This window comes from Candidatus Enterococcus huntleyi (genome assembly GCF_009933175.1).
GTDB lineage: Bacteria > Bacillota > Bacilli > Lactobacillales > Enterococcaceae > Enterococcus_K > Enterococcus_K huntleyi.
Window position 1 is genome coordinate 12,506 of the sequence record NZ_MAEJ01000010.1, and the last position, 22,578, is coordinate 35,083.

Annotated in this window: 18 protein-coding genes; 6 read left to right on the forward strand and 12 right to left on the reverse strand. The window is 38.5% G+C overall.

The window, feature by feature from the left end:
• Nucleotides 1-60: 60 nt before the first annotated feature.
• Complete coding sequence (locus BAU15_RS06690) at nucleotides 61-1,257, reverse strand: multidrug efflux MFS transporter (protein WP_161841965.1); 1,197 nt, start codon at nucleotides 1,255-1,257, stop codon at nucleotides 61-63.
• Nucleotides 1,258-1,546: 289 nt separating this feature from the next.
• Nucleotides 1,547-2,983, reverse strand: a complete 1,437-nt coding sequence (locus BAU15_RS06695; protein ID WP_161841966.1) for an NCS2 family permease — start codon at nucleotides 2,981-2,983, stop codon at nucleotides 1,547-1,549.
• Nucleotides 2,984-3,304: 321 nt separating this feature from the next.
• On the opposite strand from BAU15_RS06695, the gene BAU15_RS06700 reads away from it, so the two are divergent.
• On the forward strand, nucleotides 3,305-4,111 hold the full coding sequence (locus tag BAU15_RS06700; protein ID WP_161841967.1) for a Cof-type HAD-IIB family hydrolase: 807 nt from the start codon (nucleotides 3,305-3,307) through the stop codon (nucleotides 4,109-4,111).
• Between the two features lie 988 nt (nucleotides 4,112-5,099).
• On the opposite strand, the gene asnB is transcribed toward BAU15_RS06700, so the two are convergent.
• Entirely contained in the window at nucleotides 5,100-6,995 is a 1,896-nt protein-coding gene (asnB, locus tag BAU15_RS06705; protein WP_161841968.1) for an asparagine synthase (glutamine-hydrolyzing), read from the reverse strand.
• Nucleotides 6,996-7,398: 403 nt separating this feature from the next.
• Entirely contained in the window at nucleotides 7,399-7,959 is a 561-nt protein-coding gene (locus tag BAU15_RS06710; RefSeq protein ID WP_161841969.1) for a TetR/AcrR family transcriptional regulator, read from the reverse strand.
• A gap of 194 nt (nucleotides 7,960-8,153) precedes the next feature.
• On the opposite strand from BAU15_RS06710, the gene BAU15_RS06715 reads away from it, so the two are divergent.
• Both BAU15_RS06715 and BAU15_RS06720 read left to right on the forward strand, forming a co-directional pair.
• Entirely contained in the window at nucleotides 8,154-8,909 is a 756-nt protein-coding gene (locus tag BAU15_RS06715; RefSeq protein ID WP_161841970.1) for a threonine/serine exporter family protein, read from the forward strand.
• A gap of 11 nt (nucleotides 8,910-8,920) precedes the next feature.
• Nucleotides 8,921-9,370 (forward strand): threonine/serine exporter family protein, encoded by a 450-nt coding sequence (locus BAU15_RS06720; protein WP_161841971.1) that lies wholly within the window; start codon nucleotides 8,921-8,923, stop codon nucleotides 9,368-9,370.
• Nucleotides 9,371-9,508: 138 nt separating this feature from the next.
• On the opposite strand, the gene BAU15_RS06725 is transcribed toward BAU15_RS06720, so the two are convergent.
• Nucleotides 9,509-10,861 carry an Nramp family divalent metal transporter gene (locus BAU15_RS06725; RefSeq protein WP_161841972.1) on the reverse strand — a complete coding sequence of 451 codons (1,353 nt, stop codon included), beginning with the start codon at nucleotides 10,859-10,861 and terminating at the stop codon, nucleotides 9,509-9,511.
• A 325-nt stretch (nucleotides 10,862-11,186) separates the two neighbouring features.
• Between BAU15_RS06725 and BAU15_RS06730 the strand changes: the two genes are divergently transcribed.
• The 3 genes from BAU15_RS06730 (at nucleotide 11,187) to BAU15_RS15565 (ending at nucleotide 14,380) form a co-directional block, all read left to right on the forward strand.
• Nucleotides 11,187-11,783: a TVP38/TMEM64 family protein gene (locus BAU15_RS06730; RefSeq protein ID WP_161841973.1), complete on the forward strand. Its 597-nt coding sequence runs from the start codon at nucleotides 11,187-11,189 to the stop codon at nucleotides 11,781-11,783.
• A gap of 136 nt (nucleotides 11,784-11,919) precedes the next feature.
• The gene (locus tag BAU15_RS06735; RefSeq protein ID WP_161841974.1) at nucleotides 11,920-13,716 is read left to right on the forward strand and encodes a glycerophosphoryl diester phosphodiesterase membrane domain-containing protein; all 1,797 of its coding nucleotides are present in this window, start codon (nucleotides 11,920-11,922) and stop codon (nucleotides 13,714-13,716) included.
• A gap of 514 nt (nucleotides 13,717-14,230) precedes the next feature.
• Nucleotides 14,231-14,380, forward strand: coding sequence for a hypothetical protein (locus BAU15_RS15565; protein ID WP_202622718.1), 150 nt, complete (start codon nucleotides 14,231-14,233; stop codon nucleotides 14,378-14,380).
• Nucleotides 14,381-14,602: 222 nt separating this feature from the next.
• Here the strand turns inward: BAU15_RS15565 and fucO are convergent, their stop codons facing one another.
• From fucO to BAU15_RS06770, 7 genes are all read right to left on the reverse strand, one after another.
• Nucleotides 14,603-15,754, reverse strand: a complete 1,152-nt coding sequence (gene fucO, locus BAU15_RS06740) for a lactaldehyde reductase (RefSeq protein WP_161841975.1) — start codon at nucleotides 15,752-15,754, stop codon at nucleotides 14,603-14,605.
• 186 nt (nucleotides 15,755-15,940) lie between these two features.
• Entirely contained in the window at nucleotides 15,941-16,252 is a 312-nt protein-coding gene (gene rhaM / locus BAU15_RS06745; RefSeq protein WP_161841976.1) for an L-rhamnose mutarotase, read from the reverse strand.
• Nucleotides 16,253-16,265: 13 nt separating this feature from the next.
• Nucleotides 16,266-17,093: a rhamnulose-1-phosphate aldolase gene (gene rhaD, locus BAU15_RS06750; protein WP_161841977.1), complete on the reverse strand. Its 828-nt coding sequence runs from the start codon at nucleotides 17,091-17,093 to the stop codon at nucleotides 16,266-16,268.
• 49 nt (nucleotides 17,094-17,142) lie between these two features.
• Nucleotides 17,143-18,426: an L-rhamnose isomerase gene (gene rhaA / locus BAU15_RS06755; protein WP_161841978.1), complete on the reverse strand. Its 1,284-nt coding sequence runs from the start codon at nucleotides 18,424-18,426 to the stop codon at nucleotides 17,143-17,145.
• Nucleotides 18,427-19,893 (reverse strand): rhamnulokinase, encoded by a 1,467-nt coding sequence (rhaB, locus tag BAU15_RS06760; RefSeq protein ID WP_161841979.1) that lies wholly within the window; start codon nucleotides 19,891-19,893, stop codon nucleotides 18,427-18,429.
• 337 nt (nucleotides 19,894-20,230) lie between these two features.
• Nucleotides 20,231-21,067 (reverse strand): sugar phosphate isomerase/epimerase family protein, encoded by an 837-nt coding sequence (locus BAU15_RS06765; protein ID WP_161841980.1) that lies wholly within the window; start codon nucleotides 21,065-21,067, stop codon nucleotides 20,231-20,233.
• A 215-nt stretch (nucleotides 21,068-21,282) separates the two neighbouring features.
• Nucleotides 21,283-22,578 carry a TRAP transporter large permease gene (locus tag BAU15_RS06770; protein WP_161841981.1) on the reverse strand — a complete coding sequence of 432 codons (1,296 nt, stop codon included), beginning with the start codon at nucleotides 22,576-22,578 and terminating at the stop codon, nucleotides 21,283-21,285.

Here is a 22,578-nt window from a genome sequence, read left to right on the forward strand (position 1 = left end):
TTTTAAATAGGAAAACCAGTTACTTTTTATTGTAACTGGTTTTTTTTTCTTTTCAACTGTTTAAAATTTACTGCTCATCATTTTTCTAAAATTAAAGGATGATAGAATGATATTTGCTAACACAAAACAGCTCGTCACAAGGAAAACAGAGCTATAGCCCATTGAATGAGCGACTGTAGAGCCGACCATCGGCCCTAGAACTTGACCAAAGTTACTAAACATTTGATTATAACTATAAATCCGACTGACCCCATGCTCTGGTGTAATCTTTCCTATTAGCGTATTAATTGATGGCATCAAAGCACCAGTTGAAAAGCCTAGTATAAATCGTAGAATCCCTAGTTGTAATGGCGTTTTTACAAAAGCCATCGGGATAAAACAGAAAAATGACAAGACGAGTCCAGCTAGTAAAACTTTATGATTGCCGATTCGATCGCCTAGTTTCCCTAAAGTTGGTGAAGAAATCACGGCAGAAACCCCGGCTACTGAGACAATTAACCCACTAATAAAGAGAATATTACCCGAATCACCACTAAGAGAACGAATATATAAGGTTAAGATTGGACTAATACTGGTGACACCTAATTGAAGGATCAGTGTCGTAATAAATAGACCAATTAAGATAGAGACGTTGTTCATACTTGAAAAGAGCTCTTTGGTACTGACCATATTCTTTTTTTCCACCGGATGAAAATCTTCTTTTACCATAAAAATAGTCAGTAAAGTCGCAATCAATAACACAGCTCCGGTAATAATAAAGACATTTTCCATCCCAAACCATTGGGCTAACGCACCACCCATTGATGGGCCAATCAAGTTCCCAGCAATTGCCCCTGTCGAGAGCGTTCCTAGTGCCCAACCACTCTTTTCTTTGGGTGCCTGAGAAGCAATCATCGCAGTCGCATTCGGTATGTACCCAGATAAAACGCCATTAAAAAAACGCATAATTAACAACCAGTACACATTAGGAACAAAAGCCAATGAACCCATGGTAATTGTCATCCCTGCTGCTGCACGAATCATCATAATTTTGCGTCCTTTTCGATCAGCAAGGTTTCCCCAAATGGGTGCAACAATCGCAGCGGCAAAGGCCGTCACAGAAATAGCTAATCCTGAAAATAATTCCACTTGATCTGCGGGCGTACCTAACTGTTCAACATATACTGGAATAAAAGGCATGACTAAACTAATACTAGCTCCAGTAAAAAAACAACCCAACCACGCAACCATTAAATTCTTTTTCCATTCTATTTTCATAGTTTCATCCCTCTCACCTCTTAACTATACCCTATTTTTAAAAAGAGTTAAATTCAAAACGGTCAAAGATCAGAAAAATTTTGAAAAATAAAAAAAAAGTGCTTTTTGATTGATTTTTTCGTATATAAGCTGTTTTGGATAAGTAAAAATTGAGGCTTTAATCTTCCATTCATATTATAGAAAAATACCTGTGAAGAGCTCTCGTGACAATTCTTTCTTTAATGGTAAAAAAACACCTCCTCATTCATTAAAGAACAAGGAAGTGCACGTGTATGTGTCTTAATTTTTATTACAGTCTTGCTAAAATAATGAAGTTAATAATAAATAGAATATTAACAATCCAAATCACTGGTGAAACTTCTTTAATTTTACCTTTAGAAACTTTTACTACTGCGTAGAATAAGAAACCTGCGGCAATCCCGTAAGAAATGCTGTAGCAAAGACCCATGAAGATTGAAGCAAAGAAAGCTGGAACGGCTTCTTCTAAGTCAGTCCACTCGATATCTTTGAATGATGATAACATCATGACACCGACAAGAATCAAGGCAGGAGCTGTTGCTTGGGCAGGAACTACCGCGATAAGTGGAGAGAATAAACTACTTAAAGCAAACAATGCTGCTACGACAACAGAAGTCAAACCTGTACGTCCACCTGCACCGATACCGGCTGCAGATTCTACATAAGTAGTCGTGTTAGAAGTCCCAACAATCGCACCAACTGAAGTTGCAATGGCATCTGCGAATAACGCTTTATCCATTTTTGTTGTGAAACCTTTGCTGTCTTCTAAAGCAAGCTCATCTTCTTTAGAGAAGATTCCTGTCCGACGTCCTGTACCGATAAATGTTCCGATTGTATCGAAAGTATCTGATAAACTAAAGGCAATAATTGTCATAAGGACTTGTGGAATTTTAGACGAATCACTGAATAATGATTGCATGCCGTCTGGTCCAAAAGCAGCACCGAAAGTCGTGCCTAATTCTTTAATTGAGCTACCTAGAGAATTTTCTTGCCACTGAATCGCGCCCAAATCAACGACACCCATTAAGATACCGATAATTGTTGTAGCGACAATCCCGATTAAGATCGCGCCACGGACGTTCATCACGACTAAGACAGTCATTAATACTAAACCGATAACCGCTAGAATGATTGGTGCATTATCAAAGTTAGCTAAAGCTGGGACAATCCCACTGTTGGTTGTTACATTGACTGCTTTGTCACCATCAACGATTGAATTTGTAATAGATGCTTGATCAGCTGAGAATGAAAGTAAACCAGCATTTTTAATTCCGACATAAGCAACGAAAATCCCAATCCCGCCACCGATCGCATGTTGCAAGCTTTCTGGAATGGCTTTGATAATCATTTTACGTACTTTTGTGACCGTAATTAAAATATTAATTAGTCCACAAATGAATACCATTGCTAGGGCCTGTTGCCAAGTATAGCCAAGAACCGTCACTACCGTGAAAGTGAAGAAGGCGTTCAATCCCATACCTGGTGCTTGTGCATAAGGTACGTTGGCGAATAATCCCATTACTAAGGTACCGATAACAGAAGCAATAATTGTTGCTAAGAACACTGCTTGAAATGGCATTCCTGAAGCTGATAAAATAGACGGATTAACGAATAAGATATAACTCATCGCGAAGAAGGTTGTGACCCCCGCCATTACTTCGGTTGAAACTTTAGTGCCATTTTCTTTCAATTTGAAAAAATTTTCCATGAAAATTTTCCACTCCTCAATTTTTTTTGATGGAAGAACGAAGGGTAAAAATAAAATAAGTGCAAATTTCGTTATTCCATCGGACAAGTACAAATTATAGTAGGTATTTTTCATAAATTCAACGTTTTCTTAAACAAAAATAGATTATTTTCTTCTAATGTTCGTGTTTTAAGGGTATCCACTTTATTCATCCCTTCCATTTTTATGAAAACAAATGAAAGAAAGAGACCTTTTTGGGCACATAAACTTGCCAAATTAGCCAAATATGCTAGACTTAAACAACACTCTTTGATAGTAGTTATAAATTAAAGGAGGACAACTATGAATCAAAAATTAATCGCCATCGATTTGGATGGTACAACACTAAATAATGACTCACTAATTTCAACAAAAACAGCAGCCACCTTAAAAAAAGCGATGGACGCTGGACATTACGTCAGCATCGCCACTGGTAGACCCTATCGTATGAGTCACCATCTGTATAAAGAACTGAACTTAAAAACACCGATGGTTAACTTCAACGGCGCTCTCGTCCATTTGCCTGAAAAACAATGGGCTGGCGAACGTGAAACCCTGATTAAACGGGAAATTGCTTTCGATATCCTTTCTCAGAAAGAAGCGTTGAATTTAGACTTTATTGCCGCTGAAAATAAAGAAACATTCTTCATTGACAGCTTAGATTTTTATGACGAAAAATTATTCGCATCAATGGCAACAAATAGTAACCTACTCTCAGCAACAAATATGACCACTGATCCAGCATCTCTACTCGTGCGGACGCAAAAACAATATGCCCAACAAGTTTCTGATTCATTGATGAACCAATACGGCGAATTTGTCGATGTGCGGACTTGGGGTGGCCCGACAGCAATTTTAGAAATCGTTGCTAAAGGCATCCAAAAAGCCAAAGGTGTGCATGAGATTGCCAACTACCTGAATATTTCTCAAGAAAATGTTCTGGCTTTTGGGGATGAACACAACGATTTGGAGCTCCTTGACTACGCAGGTTGGGGTGTTGCCATGTCAAATGGGACAGATGAGTTAAAAAAAGTGGCTAATGATGTCACAGAAAAAAGTAATCAAGAAGATGGTTTAGCCGATTACTTAGAGAAATACCTGTCTTTATAATAAAGTGATTGACTCACTAATGTTTACGCAATGCTAGCAAGCCTCGACAATGTCGAGGCTTTTTTGTACCTATTAAATAGATGAGCTATTTAATGACTACAAACTAGCTTATTTCTTCCACTTGTGGTTAGACGACATCTTTTGAGCTAAAAAGTGACGCGAAAACGATAAATTTATCGAAAAAATCCACTAGACAATGAATTTGCCAGTTCCGTTCACCAAGTTTCACAGTAGCGGAATGTTATGCGTAGGCCGATAAAAAGAAAATGTCTGTTGATTCCCCTCTTTTCATATTATCCTCTATCTTTTATAGATTGCAATCCGAGCCTTTATTGGGTTGTAAATGTCTGAATTTCCCCACTAGTCTTCATTCGCACACTTTTGAAGGTGGCAAGCATGGGTATTTATGGGCAAAACTTACTAGGCAATGAGTTCTTGCCATTTTTCGCGTTTCAAAATACCCGAAATCTGTGCGAATAGACACTAGTGGGATTTCAAAAGATTACTTGAGAAATAGGACCGAATCTAGTCTCTACTTTAGACAGTTTTCATAAAAATAATCGATAGAACCCTTTATTGATAGGATTCTCTAACTCTGAAAAATTTCAATTCTGACCTTAAGTAAGCTGTAAATATCAGAATTCTCCTCACTAGTCTTCATTCGCACACTTTTTACAGTGAAAAGTGCTCGGAAAAAGATGTTTTTAAAAGAAAAACCCACTAAACAGTGGATTCTTGGCATTTGACGCGCTATAAAAAGACGCGAAATCTGTGCGAATAGGCACTAGTGGGAAAAATTACCAATGATTCGAATTAGCAAGTAAATCAGGGTGGTGAACAAGTAGGATTGCAATATGGAACACCTTTCCAGACAAATACAAAATACTAAAAAAGCTAGTCTAAGAGACTGCCAAGCACGTAAGATAGTTAGACTTTCTTTCAAAAACAAAAATGACTGCCGAATTTGGCAGTCATTTTTGTCTTTGAATTACACGATATCGTAAACAATTTCTTCAGTTGTTGGAATCTTTTCATCGATGAAAAAGACTTTGTACCAAGTTAGGAAGCTAAAGATTGTCCAAATTTTTCTTTGGACTTCTTTTTTCCCTTCTCGATGATCATTTAGTAATTGCATAATCTTCGCTTGATCAAAGAATTCTTTGGCGAAGTCTGCTTCAAATAAATCACGAACTTGTTGATAGCCATGGTCTTCTTTTAGCCAAACTTTGATTGGCACTGGGAAACCAAGCTTCACGCGGTTTGACCATTCTTCTGGCAAATGGCGATTCGCTGCTTGGCGGAAGATATCTTTTGTATTATTTTGATTTAATAAATATTTACTTGGAATTTGTTGTGCTAATTTCATCAATTCAATATCTAGCAGTGGCACGCGTAATTCTAAAGAGCTGGCCATTGATAATTTGTCTGCCTTCAGCAAGATATCTTTTGGCATCCATTGATGTACATCAACATACTGCATTTTATTGACTTCATCTTTAATGTTGTCTGTTTTGGCAAAATGTGGCGCCATAATCTCAGCGACAGACGGTCCTTTTGCATAGTCAGGTTGTAAGAAATCTGTCGATTCACTTTCCTCAAAAACTTTCGCATGGCCAATAAAGTACTCTTTAGCAGGCGCTAATGATTCATACAAATGAATTCTACCGTGGAAGTTTTTCATCTTGCCGATTTTCCGACCTAAGCTATAACGAGTGCCTTTCGGTAATTTCTTCAAACCTTGAGCAAGTACACGAATCACTTTTGAGTTGGTATGGAATCCATAAGATTGATAGCCAGCAAACAATTCATCGGCTCCTTCACCTGATTGAACCACACGGACACTTTGAGCTGCCAAGTTAGCTAAGAAATACAACGGAACACAAGATGGATTAGAATCTGGCTCGTCTAAATGGTACTGAATCAAAGGAAAAGCTTTGAATGACATATCACCATCAATCACGGCTGCCGTGTTATCGAGCTTTAATAGCTTAGTTAATTTGCGTGCTTCAATCGCTTCGTTATAAGTTTTATCGTCAAATCCGATAGAGAACGAGTGATCAGGCTTCAACACTGAAGCAACATAACTAGAATCCACCCCACTCGATAGGAATGAACCGACTTCAACGTCACTAATCTTATGGGCAGCAATCGATCCTTGAACTGCTTCATCAATCGCTTGAATCCATTCTTCTTTGGTTTTCGATTCTTTTTGTTCAAAGTTGGCATCCCAGTATTCTTTAATCGTCATTTTACCATCTTTATATAGGAAGTAATGTCCCTCTTGCAGACGATGGACGCCTTTAAAGAACGTCTCTCCATTCAATGGTGAATATTGGAAAGTCATATAAGGTTTTAAGGCTGCTTTATTTAATTGTTTGTCAAAATCAGGATGCGCTAAGAAGCTCTTAATCTCTGAACCAAACATAAACGTGCCATTCATTTCCGCATAATAAAATGGTTTGATACCGAAAAAGTCGCGCGCACCAAAGAGTTCTTGTTTTTCATTATCCCAAATCACAAAGGCAAACATACCGCGAACTTTTTGTAGCAAATCAGTGCCCCACTCTTCATAGCCGTGTAGCAATACTTCAGTATCAGCCTGAGTAGTAAAAACGTGCCCCGCTTGAATGAGTTCTTCACGCAATGGCTGATAATTATAAATTTCTCCATTAAAAATAATGATTTTTGAGCGATCTTCATTATAGATAGGTTGTGTTCCACCTTCTAAATCAATGATACTTAGGCGACGAAAGCCTAAGGCAACCTGTTTATCTACATAGCTACCTGAACTATTTGGTCCACGATGGACGATGCGATCCATCATATCAGTCACTATTTCTTCTTTACGATCCTTGGTATTTACAAAACCTACGATTCCACACATTACTTCTGTTCACTTCCTATTCTCTTTTCCAATATTTCCACAAAATGAGGCAATATATATAATTAATTTTGTCAAAAAAGCTCACGCATACGCAAGTTTCTTTCCTGTTTACTTCATAAACTAAATCCTCTTACTAAAGTACCACCTTTCACTTAAATTTTCTACCATTCTCAGACTTTTTTTAGGTAAATAAAAAACTTTCCAGTCTTCACTGGAAAGTTTTTCGGTCTATAGTAAGGAAAAATCTAAAAATTATTTAGTCTCGCTCATTTTTTATGGACAGGACAGAAAAGAAATAGAAAAGCATCCTGTTGATGTGCGTACGACTAAACTAATTTTTTCTTCTTATATAGTGACTCATTTTTTAGTTAGTGTCTAGCTATGATACCTATCGTTAGAAGTGCTATTTAGCAGCTTCTCTCATTTCAACAATATTATTGACTGTCCGTTTAATTAAAGAAACAATCTGTTCTTGCGTTGGGTTGATACTTCCTGAAGAAGATAACGAAGCGAGTCCCGTTACAACCACCCAAGTTCCTGTATGCAACATTTCGATTTGTTCCTGTGTAAGATTTGCATATTGCGGATCATTTTCAATTAAGGAAGAGAAATAATTGAAAGAAAAGTCGTGCATTTTTTTGCCGCCACCCTCTTCATCAACGAAAAGCGCCAAATAAAGATTGTGATCTTTTTTTGCAAAATCGATATAATTTAAACCTAAATCTATGACTTTATCACCGGTCCGTTGTACTGGAAAAATCTCATCTTTGAGTTCTAAAAAGATCATATCTAACAGTTCGTTTTTCAGATCCTCCATATTTTTAAATTCTAAGTAGATAGGCTGAGTAGAAATACCCATTCTTTTGGCAATATTTCTAGCTGTAAATCCGGCAAATCCCTCAGTAGAAACAACATCATAAGCAGCTTTCAATATTTGTTCTTTCGTATAGATTTTCCGACGCATGCGGATTCTCCTCTCTTTCGAAAAATAATAATCATTATTCTTTTTCGTTTTTTTATTCTAACTGAATCCTTGCCTGTTTTGCAAACGAAATACACTTTTTGTTATTTTTTATTTCTCGGAATAAATTAGTTGGCTCCTGATTAATTCACATGCTACACTACGTCTATATCGCTTAGCAAAGGAGATGCACTTTTTTGAGTTCGACTACCCACCAAGAATTAGTTTTAGATACCTGCTTACTCGCTGGAAAAATCATGACGGAAGCAGGCTCAGAAGTCTATCGTGTTGAAGATACGATGAATCGGATTGCCGCAAATGCTGGTGAAGCAGACAGCGTTAGCTATGTCACGGCTACTGGGATTTTTGTTGGCTTACGTTCTAGCCACTCGAGTCAACTCGAAAATATCACTGAACGTTCGATTAACTTAGAGAAGGTTGCTGCCGTCAATAACCTGTCTCGCAAATTTGCTAGTCAGGAAATTTCTCTGGCAGAGCTCTATCATCGACTTTTACACATAGAGGATGAAGCACCTGAATTCTCACTGATGCTACAAATTTTGGCAGCCGGCATCGTCAGCTGCACACTCATGTACATTTTTGGCGGTACTTGGCTAGATTTTCTTCCTACCTTTATAGTAGGCAGTCTAGGTTATCTAGTCTCTATCTTCTCCAAGAAATGGCTGGAAGTGCGCTTTCTGAATGATTTTCTGGCCGCTTTTGTGATTGGTATATCGGCCTTCTTGTTTGTCCATTTTCGTTTGGCCCATAGTATGGATAATATTATTATTGGTGCGGTGATGCCACTTGTGCCTGGGGTGGCTATCACCAATGCCTTCAGAGATATTTTAGCTGGTCACCTAATTAGCGGGATGGCTCGAGCCACTGAAGCCCTCTTCATAGCTAGTGGGATTGGCGTGGGCATCGCACTTGTTTTCAAACTATTTATCTAAGGAGGTCTCGCATGACACTTATTTTGCATATTGTATTTAGCTTTTTTAGCACGGTTGCCTTCGGTATTCTAACAAATATTCCTCGTCGAGCCCTCCTATTATGTGGCTTAACAGGAACTGCTGGTTGGCTGGCCTTTTATCTGAGCCAACCATTGGGTGCGGGGGTTGGTTTAGCCAATTTTCTAGGTGCACTGACCGTTGGCCTTATGAGTCTCTTCTTTTCACGCATGAAAAAAATGCCGATGATTATTTTTAATATTCCCAGCCTCGTTCCTTTAGTGCCTGGTGGGCCCGCCTATAAAGCCATTCGCGAATTCGTACTGGGTAATGTGCAAGCTGGTACTGAAAATAGTTGGCTCGTGATTGTTACAGCCGGTTCTATTGCTGGCGGCTTTGTGATTATTAGTCTACTAGAAAATTTATATAGTAAATGGTTGCGACGGCATGCAACCACCAAATAACCATCTACACTTATTACGTCATTCACAGATTAGATAAGCCTTTTGTCCCCACAAAGAAGTTTCATATATCCATAAAAAGGAGCAACTTTGATTATCCAGCTAAGATGATCAAAGCCGCCCCTTTTTTAGGCTCTCGAATTATTCTAGACCCACTAATGTTCCATATATTAAGAATAAATTGAGTAACGTTAAAGCAACCGCAACAATCCAAGCAATAATTTTAACCCAGGTTGGATTTGCAAATTTCCCCATCAATTTTTTATCACTCGTGTAAATCGTTAAAGGGATGATTGATATAGGTAAAGCAATGCTGAGAAAAACTTGTGTATAGAGCAGTAAATCCTCCACTGCCGTCTCACTACCGCCATATAGAATAACGCAGATAATGACCGGGACAATCGCCAACAAACGAGTCACCACTCGGCGCATCCACAAAGGCATTTTCAAATGAATAAAGCCTTCCATCACAATTTGACCCGATAAAGTCCCTGTAATTGTTGAATTTTGACCAGAGGCAAGTAAAGCAATCGCGAACAAAATACTCAACACTGGACTAGCAATTTTACCAACAATGTCGGGATTCTTCAACGCTTCAAACAAATCAACAAATTTCCCCAAATCACTAGACGTCCCATAGAACAGCGCCCCACCTAAAACTAAGAGCAAACAATTGACGATAAAAGCCACTGTCAACTGAATATTCGAATCCCACGTTGTAAACCGAATGGCCTTCGCGACTTCCTTCTCATCCCTCCGATCAAGCTTGCGGGCTTGGGCAATCGATGAATGCAAATACAAATTGTGCGGCATAACCGTTGCCCCCACAATCCCTAACGCCAAGAAAAGCATCGATTTATCTGAGGTAATCTGTGGATCAGGAATAAATCCCTGCAACACTTCGCCAATATTTGGAGTAGCCAACGCGACTTCATAAGCAAAGACGAAGAAAATAATAGAAATCAAGACAGCAACAATTGCTTCAATTTTACGAAAACCTAATTTGGTCAATAATAATAGAAGCAAAACATCAAAGGTTGTAATCAAAACGCCGACTAATAAAGGAATGCCAAACAAGAGCTGTAAGGCCACCGCCCCTCCTATAACTTCGGCAATATCGGTGGCCATGATCGCAAGCTCCGTAATGACCCACAAGACAACCCCGGTTTTTTTACTAGTATGTTCACGCGTTGCTTGGGCCAAATCTCGACCCGTCACAATTCCTAGCTTAGCTGCCATACTTTGTAGAAGCATCGCAATCAGACTAGACAACAAAATAACACTAAGTAGCGCATATTTGTATTCCGCTCCTCCAGCGATCGAAGTAATCCAATTCCCTGGATCCATGTATCCTACGGCCACCAGCGCTCCGGGACCGCTGTATGCCATCAGCGTCCGAGCAAAGCTAGCATTTTTTGGAACCTCGACGGTATTATTAATTTCTTCTAGGCTGGGCCCATTCGCGTAGGCCATTAATTTTTTCTCTTCTTTCATTTTTCCAATCCTCATTTCTAAAGGAAACGGTTAGGTTAATTATTTTTTTAGGCTAACCGAAATATTCTAAAGACAGTATAGTCCTAAAATGACGTTCTGTAAAATTTTTTTCCTTAAAAATTCATAAATACGACTAAAGTTTGATGAGTATTTCTTAGAAATAGCCTATACTCTTCATATAGAGAAATGTACGAACAGCTATAATTGCTAATGTGACAGCTATCTTACAAAATTGTTCCTAGACGAACAAGCCATTCCGTGGCAAAATGAGTATAATGAAAATAAAAAAATTAAATGTATCGAACTAGACAAAGGAGATGAAGAAATGAGTATCGCTGCTTCTCGAAAAATAATAAATATCATATCTATTATTGGGATAGGTATTTCAATTGCTTTAACGATTTATTTTATTAATTTAGGCGTCTTTAAGGATATCAATGCGCTACGAGGATTAGTGGGCGACTCAGTCATCTTAGGTCCGATTGTTTTTGTTTTAATCCAAGTATTGCAAGTTGTGATTCCAATTATCCCCGGTGGTATTAGTAGTGCTGCTGGTGTGTTAATCTTTGGTCCCATGGCTGGCTTTATCTATAACTATATTGGCATCTGTATTGGTTCGATCATCATCTTCTTGCTTGGTCGTCGCTTCGGTAAGCCATTTATTCTTAGCATGATTAGTGAAAAAACTTATAATAAATACATCGGTTGGTTAGATAATCAAAATCGTTTTGAAAAGTTATTCGCTTTAGCTATCTTCCTTCCAGTTGCCCCAGATGATGCGCTTTGTTTGATGGCAGGATTAACAAATATATCTGTTAAAAAATATGCGTTAATTATTCTTTTAGCAAAACCTGCTTCTATTTTCTTATACAGTCTGGCCTTAATTTATGGTGGAACGTTCTTAGCAGGATTTCTAGGTTAACTCTGAATGAACTTATCTGAAACAAAGCCCACAAGCTTTTGTTTCAGATTTTTTTTTGCCAAATATAAAAATGAATATAGCTTTAAACGATATTTTTTCAATAAAATACGCTAAAATGAACTTGTAGGTGATAAAAATGAATTATTTAAAAAATAGCTTAATTAATACACGTGACTTCTTGAAAAGTACCCAAGCGTATTTTCGTGATGTTTTATTGATGCACGGCTTTATTTTGTTTATTGCCCTGCCTCTTTTGGGGAGCAGTACGCGTTTTATTCTGAGAAAAGGGGCAATTGATTACCTTTCATACGATAATTTAAGCAGTATCTTGACCCAGCATCCAGGTGTCCTTGTTGCCTTATTTTTCGTGTTACTCTCTGTCCTAATCCTGGTCTTCTTCGAATTTACTTTCTTACTCCTAAGTGTTTATTTTATCAAGAAAAAACAACCAGTGAGTCTGCAGCAACTCCTACGAATGACCCTCTTACAGATGAAAAAAATTCGCCCAATAACCGTCCTATTCTTCCTATTTTATTTTCTACTAATTCTGCCAATTGGTGGGTTAAGTTTTAATTCAGATTTACTCTCAAAAATTAAAATTCCTGCCTTTATTATGGATTTCATCTTCCAAAACCGAGTGATTGTCATCGCCGGCTTTGCCATTGGCTACCTACTGTTAATCTATCTAGGTATTCGGGTCATCTTTGCTTTACCGGAAATGATTTTACGAGATAGAAGATTTAGGGAATCAATTAAAGAAAGTTGGCGTGTGACACGACGACGATTTTTAGCGATTATTGGTCAATTTGTCTTTATCGGCGGTATTATTGTCTTACTGACCTCTGCCGTCTTTGTGATAGTGATTGTCGCTCAAGGACTATTTGAAGTTTATTTGCCAGAATATGCCCTACCAAGCGCTGTCTTTGCCATGACTTTATTGCAAGCCGCGCTACTCCTAAATATTATCTTATCCACCGTCGGAATTTTCTATATTATTGTAGATTTCATGGATGATGAAGGCTTTTTACCTGCCATCCCTGAATGGTTCTATTTGGAACCCGTTCGCAGTAAAAAGCATTCGACTATCAAGATAGGATTCGTGCTAGCTTTAACAATCTTTTTTGGCATTGGTGTCGGCTTATACAATACCGTCTACTTAACCAATGCTGCCAACACTCGACCCGTTACCATCTCTCATCGTGGGGTCAGTGATAAAAATGGGGTTCAAAACACTCTGACCGCCTTACAAAAAACAGTTAAGCTAGCCCCTGACTATGTCGAAATGGATGTCCAAGAGACCAAAGACCATCAGTTTGTGGTGTACCATGATCCCAATTTGAAGGCTCTCGCAGGTATCAACAAGGCCCCACAAGAGCTGACTTTGAAAGAATTACAAGAAATTCAACTGACCGAAAATGGCACAAAAGATTTCATCAGCTCTTTTGATGACTATTTAGCAGAAGCCAATCGCTTGAATCAAAAATTACTGATAGAAATCAAAACCAGTCCTTTAGATAGCCCTCAGCTAGTCGAGAACTTTATTGAAAAATATCAAGAAGATATACTCACGCATCATCACATGCTCCAAAGCTTAACTTACCAAACCGTAACAGATCTAAAAACAGCTGTGCCGGACTTTACGGTTGGCTATATCCTACCCTTCAACATTGTCGGTCCACCGGTCACACCAGCCGATTTTTTAACTATGGAATATAGCACCATTAATCGTAACTTTATTGACTCTGCACATGCTGATGGGAAAAAAGTCTATGTGTGGACGGTGAATGAAGAAGATGACATGAGCCGTATGATGTTCTACGGTGCCGATGGGATGGTAACCGACCAAATGGATTTACTTACCACCACCAGTCGCTCCTCAGAAGATATAACCTACTCAGATAAATTGTTAAACTTTGTATTAGGCGTCGGATAAGGCATTAGCAAACTTCGGAGCTATGGGCACTGGACTCAATATCCAGCGCGTTTTTGCCTATCTCTTACTAAAAAAAACACCAAGCAAGGCTCAATGAGGCGCCTAATGCTTGGTGTATTTTTTAATTGTTGATTTACTTATTGGGTTACTTGTGGCGTTCACTGGTTACCTTTCAATCCCTTCATTTATATGACAAATTTGTTGTCAAAACGTAAGCCCAACGTTCGTGATTCTTCGCCTCTCTTCCTTTAAGATAAAGAAAGAGTAAGTATAAGGAGGGAAATGACATGGTAGTTATTCAAACAGTTCTATTTTTTATACTAGCCATTGGCTTACTTGTGGGCCTAAAAGACACAAATTAAATTTGACGAAAGCAATACCATGAAAAGAAAAAGTGAATATTTTCAGAAAACTACGAATACTGGAGTCACTTTCTTTGCCAGGTCCTAGCCCACGTGCTATAGTAATCAACGGAGAAGCGATTCTATCAAAGAAAATAAAGGAGGGATAAAAGATGACTTTCACACAAACAAATATGGCTTATCGAGTTGCTTTTGACACTGTCGAAAACAAATTCATGGCAATTGATGCCAATGATGAAGCAAAGGTTGCGTATGGCGTAACTATTGAAGAAGCGATTAAAGAATTGAAGAAAAACATTTAAGGAGCGAACCCATAAAATGAATGATTCCAGTTCGAATAATCAGTAAAAGACGTCTGTAGATTCCACTACACGACGTCTTTTTTGTATGCTCAAAATTGGCTAAGTAAAAAGTGCTAAAAAGCTCAATGTGACAAGCCTCTTAGCACCTTTATTGAATTCTATTAGCATGCTTTTAGAATAAGTCTAAACTTACGCAAGGACCTATCCTAAGCACTAAATTTCTTACATCAAGCTTTGGTATAAAGCAATGATTTCTTCCACAGAAGCCTCTCTCGGATTCCCTGGTGTACATACGTCATTAAATGCATCCTGAGCGATTTGAGGAATATCTTCCGCTTTAACGCCTAATTCTGAGATAGTTGCTGGGATGCCAACATCTTTACTCAATTGATCGATTGCTTCACATGCCGCATCACGAACTGCTTCAATGCTTAATGTTTCGGCTCCTTCTAAGCCTAAGACAATTGCAATTTCACGATACTTTTCATCAGTAAAATCTTTATTAAATTTCATAACTGTCGGTAAAAGTGATGCACAAGCTACACCATGAGGAATGTTATACCAAGCAGACAACGGATGTGCCATACCGTGCACAAGACCCAAGCCCACATTTGAAAAGCCCATACCAGCAATATATTGCCCTAAAGCCATTTCTTCACGACCGGCTTGATCGCCTTCCACTGAAGCTCTCAACGAACGACCAATAATCTCAATCGCTTTTATGTGTAACATGTCGCTCATTTCCCAAGCACCTTTTGTAATAAATCCTTCGATTGCATGTGTCATGGCATCCATACCTGTTGCAGCTGCTAAAGCTTTAGGCATTCCCATCATCATATCACTATCAACAAAGGCAACAATCGGAATATCATGAGGATCCACACAGACGAATTTACGATGATTTTCTTCATCAGTAATAACATAATTAATAGTTACCTCAGCAGCAGTTCCAGAAGTTGTAGGAACAGCGAAAATCGGCAAGCTAGGATTTTTCGTGTCTGCCACGCCTTCTAAGCTACGCACATCAGCAAATTCAGGATTAGTCACGATAATCCCAATTGCTTTTGCTGTATCGATAGGTGATCCCCCACCAATAGCAACGATACAGTCAGCAGCTGCTGCTTTAACTGCAGCTACACCATCAGTTACATTTTTGATTGTTGGATTTGGGACAATACCATCATACGTATCGTAAGAAATACCCGATTCATCCAATAATGCTGTTACTTTAGTCGCCACGTCAAACTTAATTAAATCCTTGTCAGTAATGACTAAGACTTTCTTAAATCCACGTTTCTTCACTTCACCTGCAATTTCTGTGATAGCTCCTTTACCAAAATACGATGTTTCATTTAAGACCATTCTGTTTACCATTCTGTCTTTTCCTCCTTATGTGTATGTGTGTGTTTTCACAAATGTCGTGGCGATTAAACAGCGAAAGCTCTCACTCAGCAGTAATTCTGACTGAATGAGAAATTCAGCTGTTTTGGATAGTGCCCAACTAGCTAGATTCTTTGTCTATCTAGCTGGACACCCTCACAAACATTTGTTAATGCTCTTTTATAATTCAAAAACAGGTAATAAATCGGTTGCTACGGGAGAATTATCAGGATTTGTTTCCATGATATCCGCCATGTAGTCCCACCATTTCTGATTGATGGCTGTTTGCGCAGTCAAAGACCAGCGCTCCTCATCCTGAATCTCAAGATAACCAAATAGTGTACTTGTCTCAGGGTCAAGGAAAATCGCGTAACTTAAGGCGCCATATTCCTTTAACATCTGTTCCATTTCAGGCCATAATTCATCATGACGTCTTTTATATTCCTCATGCTTGTCAGGATAGACCTTCATTTTCACTGCTTTTTTTATCATCCGGCTTAGGCTCCTATCTTGCTTCTAGATAGCCAGCTTTAGGTTCTACACCAAATGCATCTGCCAGTGCCCATAGATTTTCATCAGAAATTGTTTGTTTTACGCCGCCTTGTGCGCAAACATAAGTGTAAACTTCTGCTGCTTTTTCAGCAGTTTCAATTAGACCAAACACTTCATCCATGTCTTTTCCTGCCCCATAAATACCATGTTGTGGCCATAAAACTAAGCGAGATTCTTTCATTTTAGCAGCTGTTGCTTCCCCAATTTCATTTGTTCCAGGAACCAACCACGGAATGATAGATACGCCATCTGGGAAGACAACTAAACATTCAGTACACATTTGCCATAAAGTCCGAGTAAATTCTTTTTCAGATAATTCATGAGTAAAACTCATAGCTAATAAATGGCTAGCATGATTATGCATCACGATGCGGTTCTCAGGATCTGCTTCTAGACGCGCAATATGACTCATAAAGTGGCTAGGCAATTCACTTGTTGGTACAGCACCAAACTCTAAGCCCCATAATAATTCAACAGCTTTCCCATCTTGACTGACACGTACGACACCTAAATTTTCTGATGGTGCATCACAAACATTTTTAAAGTATTTACCAGAGCCGGTAACGATAAAGTATTTGCCAGCTAATTTACTGCCATCAAAAATCATAGGAATGGTTCTGATAACTTTTTCTGGGTCAAGGAAAGGCGTAATTTCTTCTTCTTTTAATAGGTAAGAAATGTTTCCACCATTACGTTCATCCCAACCTAAACGGTAAAGATTTGCTGTTGTTTTCACCATTTCTTGTACAAAAGGTGCGTTTAAAATATCTAATTTTTTCATTATATGCTCACTCTCTCCTTCATTCTCTGTGTTTCGCTATTGCTTACTATTATGAAAAACGGCAGCTTTCTTTTTCTGTTGCAAGGCTACGTTGACTTAAAACATTTTTTTCATATTCTTTAACTTGTGGTAACCAATCTAGACCAACTGGTACACCTTTTGACTCACAGTAGTAATTCCAAACATCGCCAAATGGGAAATCTTTCAATTCTTCCACCATAGCAAGACGTGTTGTGAAATCTCCTGATAACTCGATTTCTTTTAAAGAATCAATCGGTTCAAGCATCGCTTTCATCAATGCTTTTTGAGTATTACGTGTACCGATAACCCAAGCAGCTACACGGTTAATTGTCGCATCAAAGAAGTCTAAGCCGATATTTGTAATTGGTAATAAGTCATTACGAACTAATTCTCTACCAATCTCTTGAAGTTCATCATCCATGATAACTACGTGGTCACTATCCCAACGAACTGGACGGCTCACATGCAGTAAAATTCCTTCGCTGAATAGAGAAAGTGAAGACAATTTATTAGAAATAACTTCAGTTGGATGGAAGTGTCCAGCATCTAAACAAACTAATTTCTTACGTGTTAAACCATAACCCATGTAAAACTCGTGAGAACCTACTGTATAGGCTTCTGCACCTAGTCCAAATAGCTTACTTTCGACAGCATCTAATGTATATCTTTCATCCAAGTCTTCAGCAAAAACTTCATCTAATGCTTCCATTAATCTCTTACGAGGTGCTAAGCGGTCAATTGGATTGTCTTTAAAGCCATCTGGTACCCAAAAGTTGTTTACGCAGACTTGGCCTAATTCTTTACCAAAGTACTCGGCTATTTTTCTTGAACGTTTACCATGTTCAATCCAGAAATCACGAACTTCTTTATCTGCTGAAGCAAGTGTAAAACCATCTTTATACATTGGGTGTGAGAAGAAAGTTGGATTAAAGTCTAAACCTAACTTTTGCTCTTTTGCCCAAGAAACCCATTTTTCAAAATGTTTTGGTTCAATTTCATTCAAATCAACAGATTCATCTGTATCAAGATAAATCGCATGTAAATTTAATTTATGGTTCCCCGGAATCATTGCATAAGCTTTTTCTAGATCACTTCTTAATTCATCTGGTGTGCGAGCAGCTCCTGGATAATTTCCGGTTACTGAAATACCACCAGATAATTCAGCATCACTCAAGAATCCTTTCACATCATCGCCTTGCCAAACGTGCATTGAGATTTTAATCTCATCCATTTTTTTCATTACTGCATCTGTATCTACGCCAAGTGTCGCATATTTCTTTTTGGCTTCTTCATATCTTTGTTTGATTGTCATTTAGTTTGTCGCTCCTTTTAAAAATTTTTTATACTTTTCTATAATGGTTCGATCGAATGCTTCTGGTTGATGAATAGAAAGGTCGAAAGATTGCTTGATAGCCTTTCTTGCTTCCTTAACATTTGCAAAAACACCCGTCGTAATCATTTGCACTAAAATATTACCAATCGCTGTCGCCTCACCTGGCCCCGCCTCAATAGTTACCCCTGTGACGTTAGCTGTTAGCTGATTTAAGAAGCGATTGTTTGAGCCTCCACCGACAATATGAAGCTTATCAATTTTGGCATTTTCGCCCATTAATTGTTCGGTTTTTTCAAGCTCTACTGCATAACACAACGCAAGATTATCATAGATACAACGGGCAATCTCACCTGCTGTTTTTGGAACCTTTTGCTGTGTTCTCTCACAATATTGTTGAAGAGCTTCAATCATATTGTCTGGATTGAGGAAACACTCCTCATTCACATCGATAAACTGTTGGAACGCTGGTGTAGCAGCTGCCATATCCGCCAATTCTGCATAGCTGTAGCGGTATTCTTGCTGGCGGGCTACTTCTTGAATTAACCACATACCCATGATATTTTTGAGGAAGCGAATCGTCTTATACGCGCCCCATTCATTTGTATAATTAGCTGAAAAAGCGTCTTTTGAGCCGTTAAACACTGGCGTTTCAATACCCAATAAGGACCAAGTTCCACTACTGATATAGGCCCAATCGTCTCCTTCACCTGGTGTACCAATGACCGCAGATGCTGTATCGTGTGTCGCTACCGTTATAAACGTCGCTTCTGGCAAATCGAAGTTTGGAAATTTCTCTCTCTGTAGCTCGCCTAGTAAAGTACCTGCATCAGTCAACGGCGCCAACTGCTCTGCCGTTATCCCAACTACTGCTAGTAATTCTTCATCCCACGTCTGAGTGTGTGGATTAAGTAGTTGCATAGTTGAAGCATTCGTCTTTTCTGTGACGGCTTTTCCTGTAAATACATATCCTAGATAATCTGGAATAAGTAACAGCTTATCTGCTGCAGCTAATGTTTCGTTATTTTCGACAAACAATTGGAAAATCGTATTAAACGGTTGAATTTGGATCCCCGTTTTCTCATATAATTTGTCCAATGAATAGGTTGTAGAAAATTGCTTCACGGCTTGTTCCGTTCGGCTGTCTCGGTAGGAAATAGGTTCTTCTATCAATTCTCCTGCTTGATCTAGCAAACAATAATCAACCGCCCAGGTATCAATTCCGACGTAGCAATTCGTTACCCCTGACTTTTTTAATTTCTCTAAGCCTAGTAAGATTTCATTGGTTAACTGACGAATTTCCCAACGATCATGGCCATCTTTCAGGTGAAAACCATTTTTAAAGCGATGAATCTCTTCTAAAGTCACTTGGCCATTCGGCTGACGCTCACTTTTCATTAAGCGCCCACTAGAAGCACCAATATCTACTGCAATATAGGTTTCTGTCATCTTCCCATCCTCTATTTCACTTTTTTGATATAAATGAAGCGATACCATTTTTAGTAAAAAATCGCTCGTTACAATTGCTTATACAGTAATAATAGTCGCATTTTGGTTTGATTACATCACACATTTTTGATATATAATTGCACTATATTGGTATTTCCTTTCAGCTAGCTATCTGACTCACTCGATTCAGCGCCATTTGGGCAGTTATTTAGCCAACAAAACATTGCTCCTACCTTACTCCATAAAAAAAAGACAGTTCAAACCTAGACATTATTTGAGGAATCAAATAGGCTAGTTTCCTGTCTTTTCTTATAAAATTTACACTTTCTAACAATGATTATAGAGAAGCAATATACTGCTTAGCTTGCGCGATCTTTTCGTCCTTGGTTTCTTCCAAGACAATATTGATCAATGGTTTGTTCTGATTGATGACTTCAAGCATTCCTTTGACGTCCATCAAGCCCTCACCTACCGCTGTCGGCACCACTTTTCCATCTTCTATCACAAAATCTTTCAAATGAATCGCCACAATTTTTTCACCAAACAGCGTAAATGCTTGTTGCAAAATACTCACTTGATCGGCGTAGTTTTCTGCTGTAATTAGATTCGTCGCATCTAAGATAACTCCTAAATATTCAGAATCTATCCGTTGAACGACTTCATTCATTTTCTCTACTGAATAGACCGGATGATTTAAACCCGGTTCAATGCCGACCATCATTCCGACTTTTTCGCCATAGGCCACCAAACGCTGAATCGATGTGACCGCCTGCTCAAAAGCTTCTGACGTAAAGTTTTTTTCGGTATAAACAATCTCCTCTAAAACATTGCCTGTTTCTGAGGCAACCATTGAGGCACCGAAATATTTCGCATATTTTAAGTAGCTCTCGAATTTTTGCAAGACCTCTTCCCGTACTTCTTCGTTAGGATGGATCATGTTGATGTAGCAACTCAAAATAGCAATTTGGACCTCTTCTTGCATAAAACTATTTTTTATATAGGTACCAAAACCTGGTGACAGATGTTCTTTGCCGCTAGGTATTTCAGGAAAAGACATCGCCAATGCTAATTGAACATTATGAATGCCAACTTTTCGTATTTTTGCAGGTAAATCCATTCTATTGTGTGATTGAAGACCAGATAAATCATGACCTCTAACTGTTAAATTATACACTTGGATAGCTCCTTTTTTCTTAGTATGTCTGTATTATAAACAGGAAACAGGCTGCTGACAATCCTTAGATTATCGGCAGCCTTCCTGCGTTCATTTGTATGAACTTACTACAAAATCTCCTCCTTTTATCTATAAAAAGCTGCCTTGTCTAGTTAATTTGTACACTTTCATAAAAATTGGGGTGATTATGAAAAGTGACGTCTATCTATATCTGATTAAGAAGCGAGATTTGGCAGCCACATAACAACTTGTGGGAAGTACGTAATTAATAATAGAACAGCTAGGATAGCTATATAGAATGGCACCAGGGGCTTCAACATTTTCTCTGCCTTGACCCCACCGACACTGGCACCAACGTATAACCCGGAACCAACAGGTGGTGTAATTGAACCCACACATAAATTCATAATAGCGAACAAGCCGAAGTGGACTGGATCAACACCGACACTTGTGACAACTGGTAAGAAGATTGGCGTAAAGATCATAATAGCTGGTCCAACATCCATGAACATACCAACGATTAATAACACGATGTTAACAAGTAACAAGATAATAATACGGTTATCTGTCAGACCTAAGATTGCCGCACTGATTGCTTGCGGAATCCCTGTAAAGGCCATCGCAAATGACATCATAGAAGATGTTGCTAACAAGAAAGCAATCGTTCCGGTTGTTAATACCGCATCACGTAACATTTTAGGAATGTCTTTAACTGTTACTGTTTTGTAGAAAAACATAGCAATTAATAGTGAGTAAGCTACAGCAATCGCTGATGCTTCAATGGCTGTAAACAAGCCAGATAGAATACCACCAATAATGATGACAATCAACATAACACTTGGCAAAGCTTCTTTTAAAACAGTTCCTACTGAACCTAATTCTGAACGACTAATTGTTTTATATTTATGCTTTTTAGCATGTAAGAATGCCACAATCATGATACTTAATGCCCATAATGCACCAACTAAATAACCACCTAAGAATAAAGATGAAATTGAAGCACCACTTGCAACCAACGAATACATGATAAACGCTGTACTTGGAGGAATAACCATTCCTGTTGGTGCAGAAGCAATGTTAGCAGCTGTCGCAAATTTACGATCATAGCCAGCTTTAACCTGTTGAGGAATCAATACGCCACCAATCGCAGTCGATGCTGCAATAGCTGAACTAGACATTGAACCAAACAATGCATTACCTAGAATATTCGTATGTGCTAAACCACCCGGCACACGACCAACAAACAACATAGCAAAATTAACGAGTTTCTCCGCTATCCCACCACCATTCATTATAATCCCCGAGAGGACAAAGAACGGAATGGCAACTAAAGAAAAACTATTTAAACTGGACACCATTTTCTGAGCCGAAGTAAAGACGGCAATATCAAATGGAACAACTAACAACAATGTTGCGATTGAGGAAACTGCGACACTAATCGCAATTGGCATCCCTAAAATCAACAATATAGCAAAAACAATGAATAAAATCAGACCTGCTTGTAACGCCAT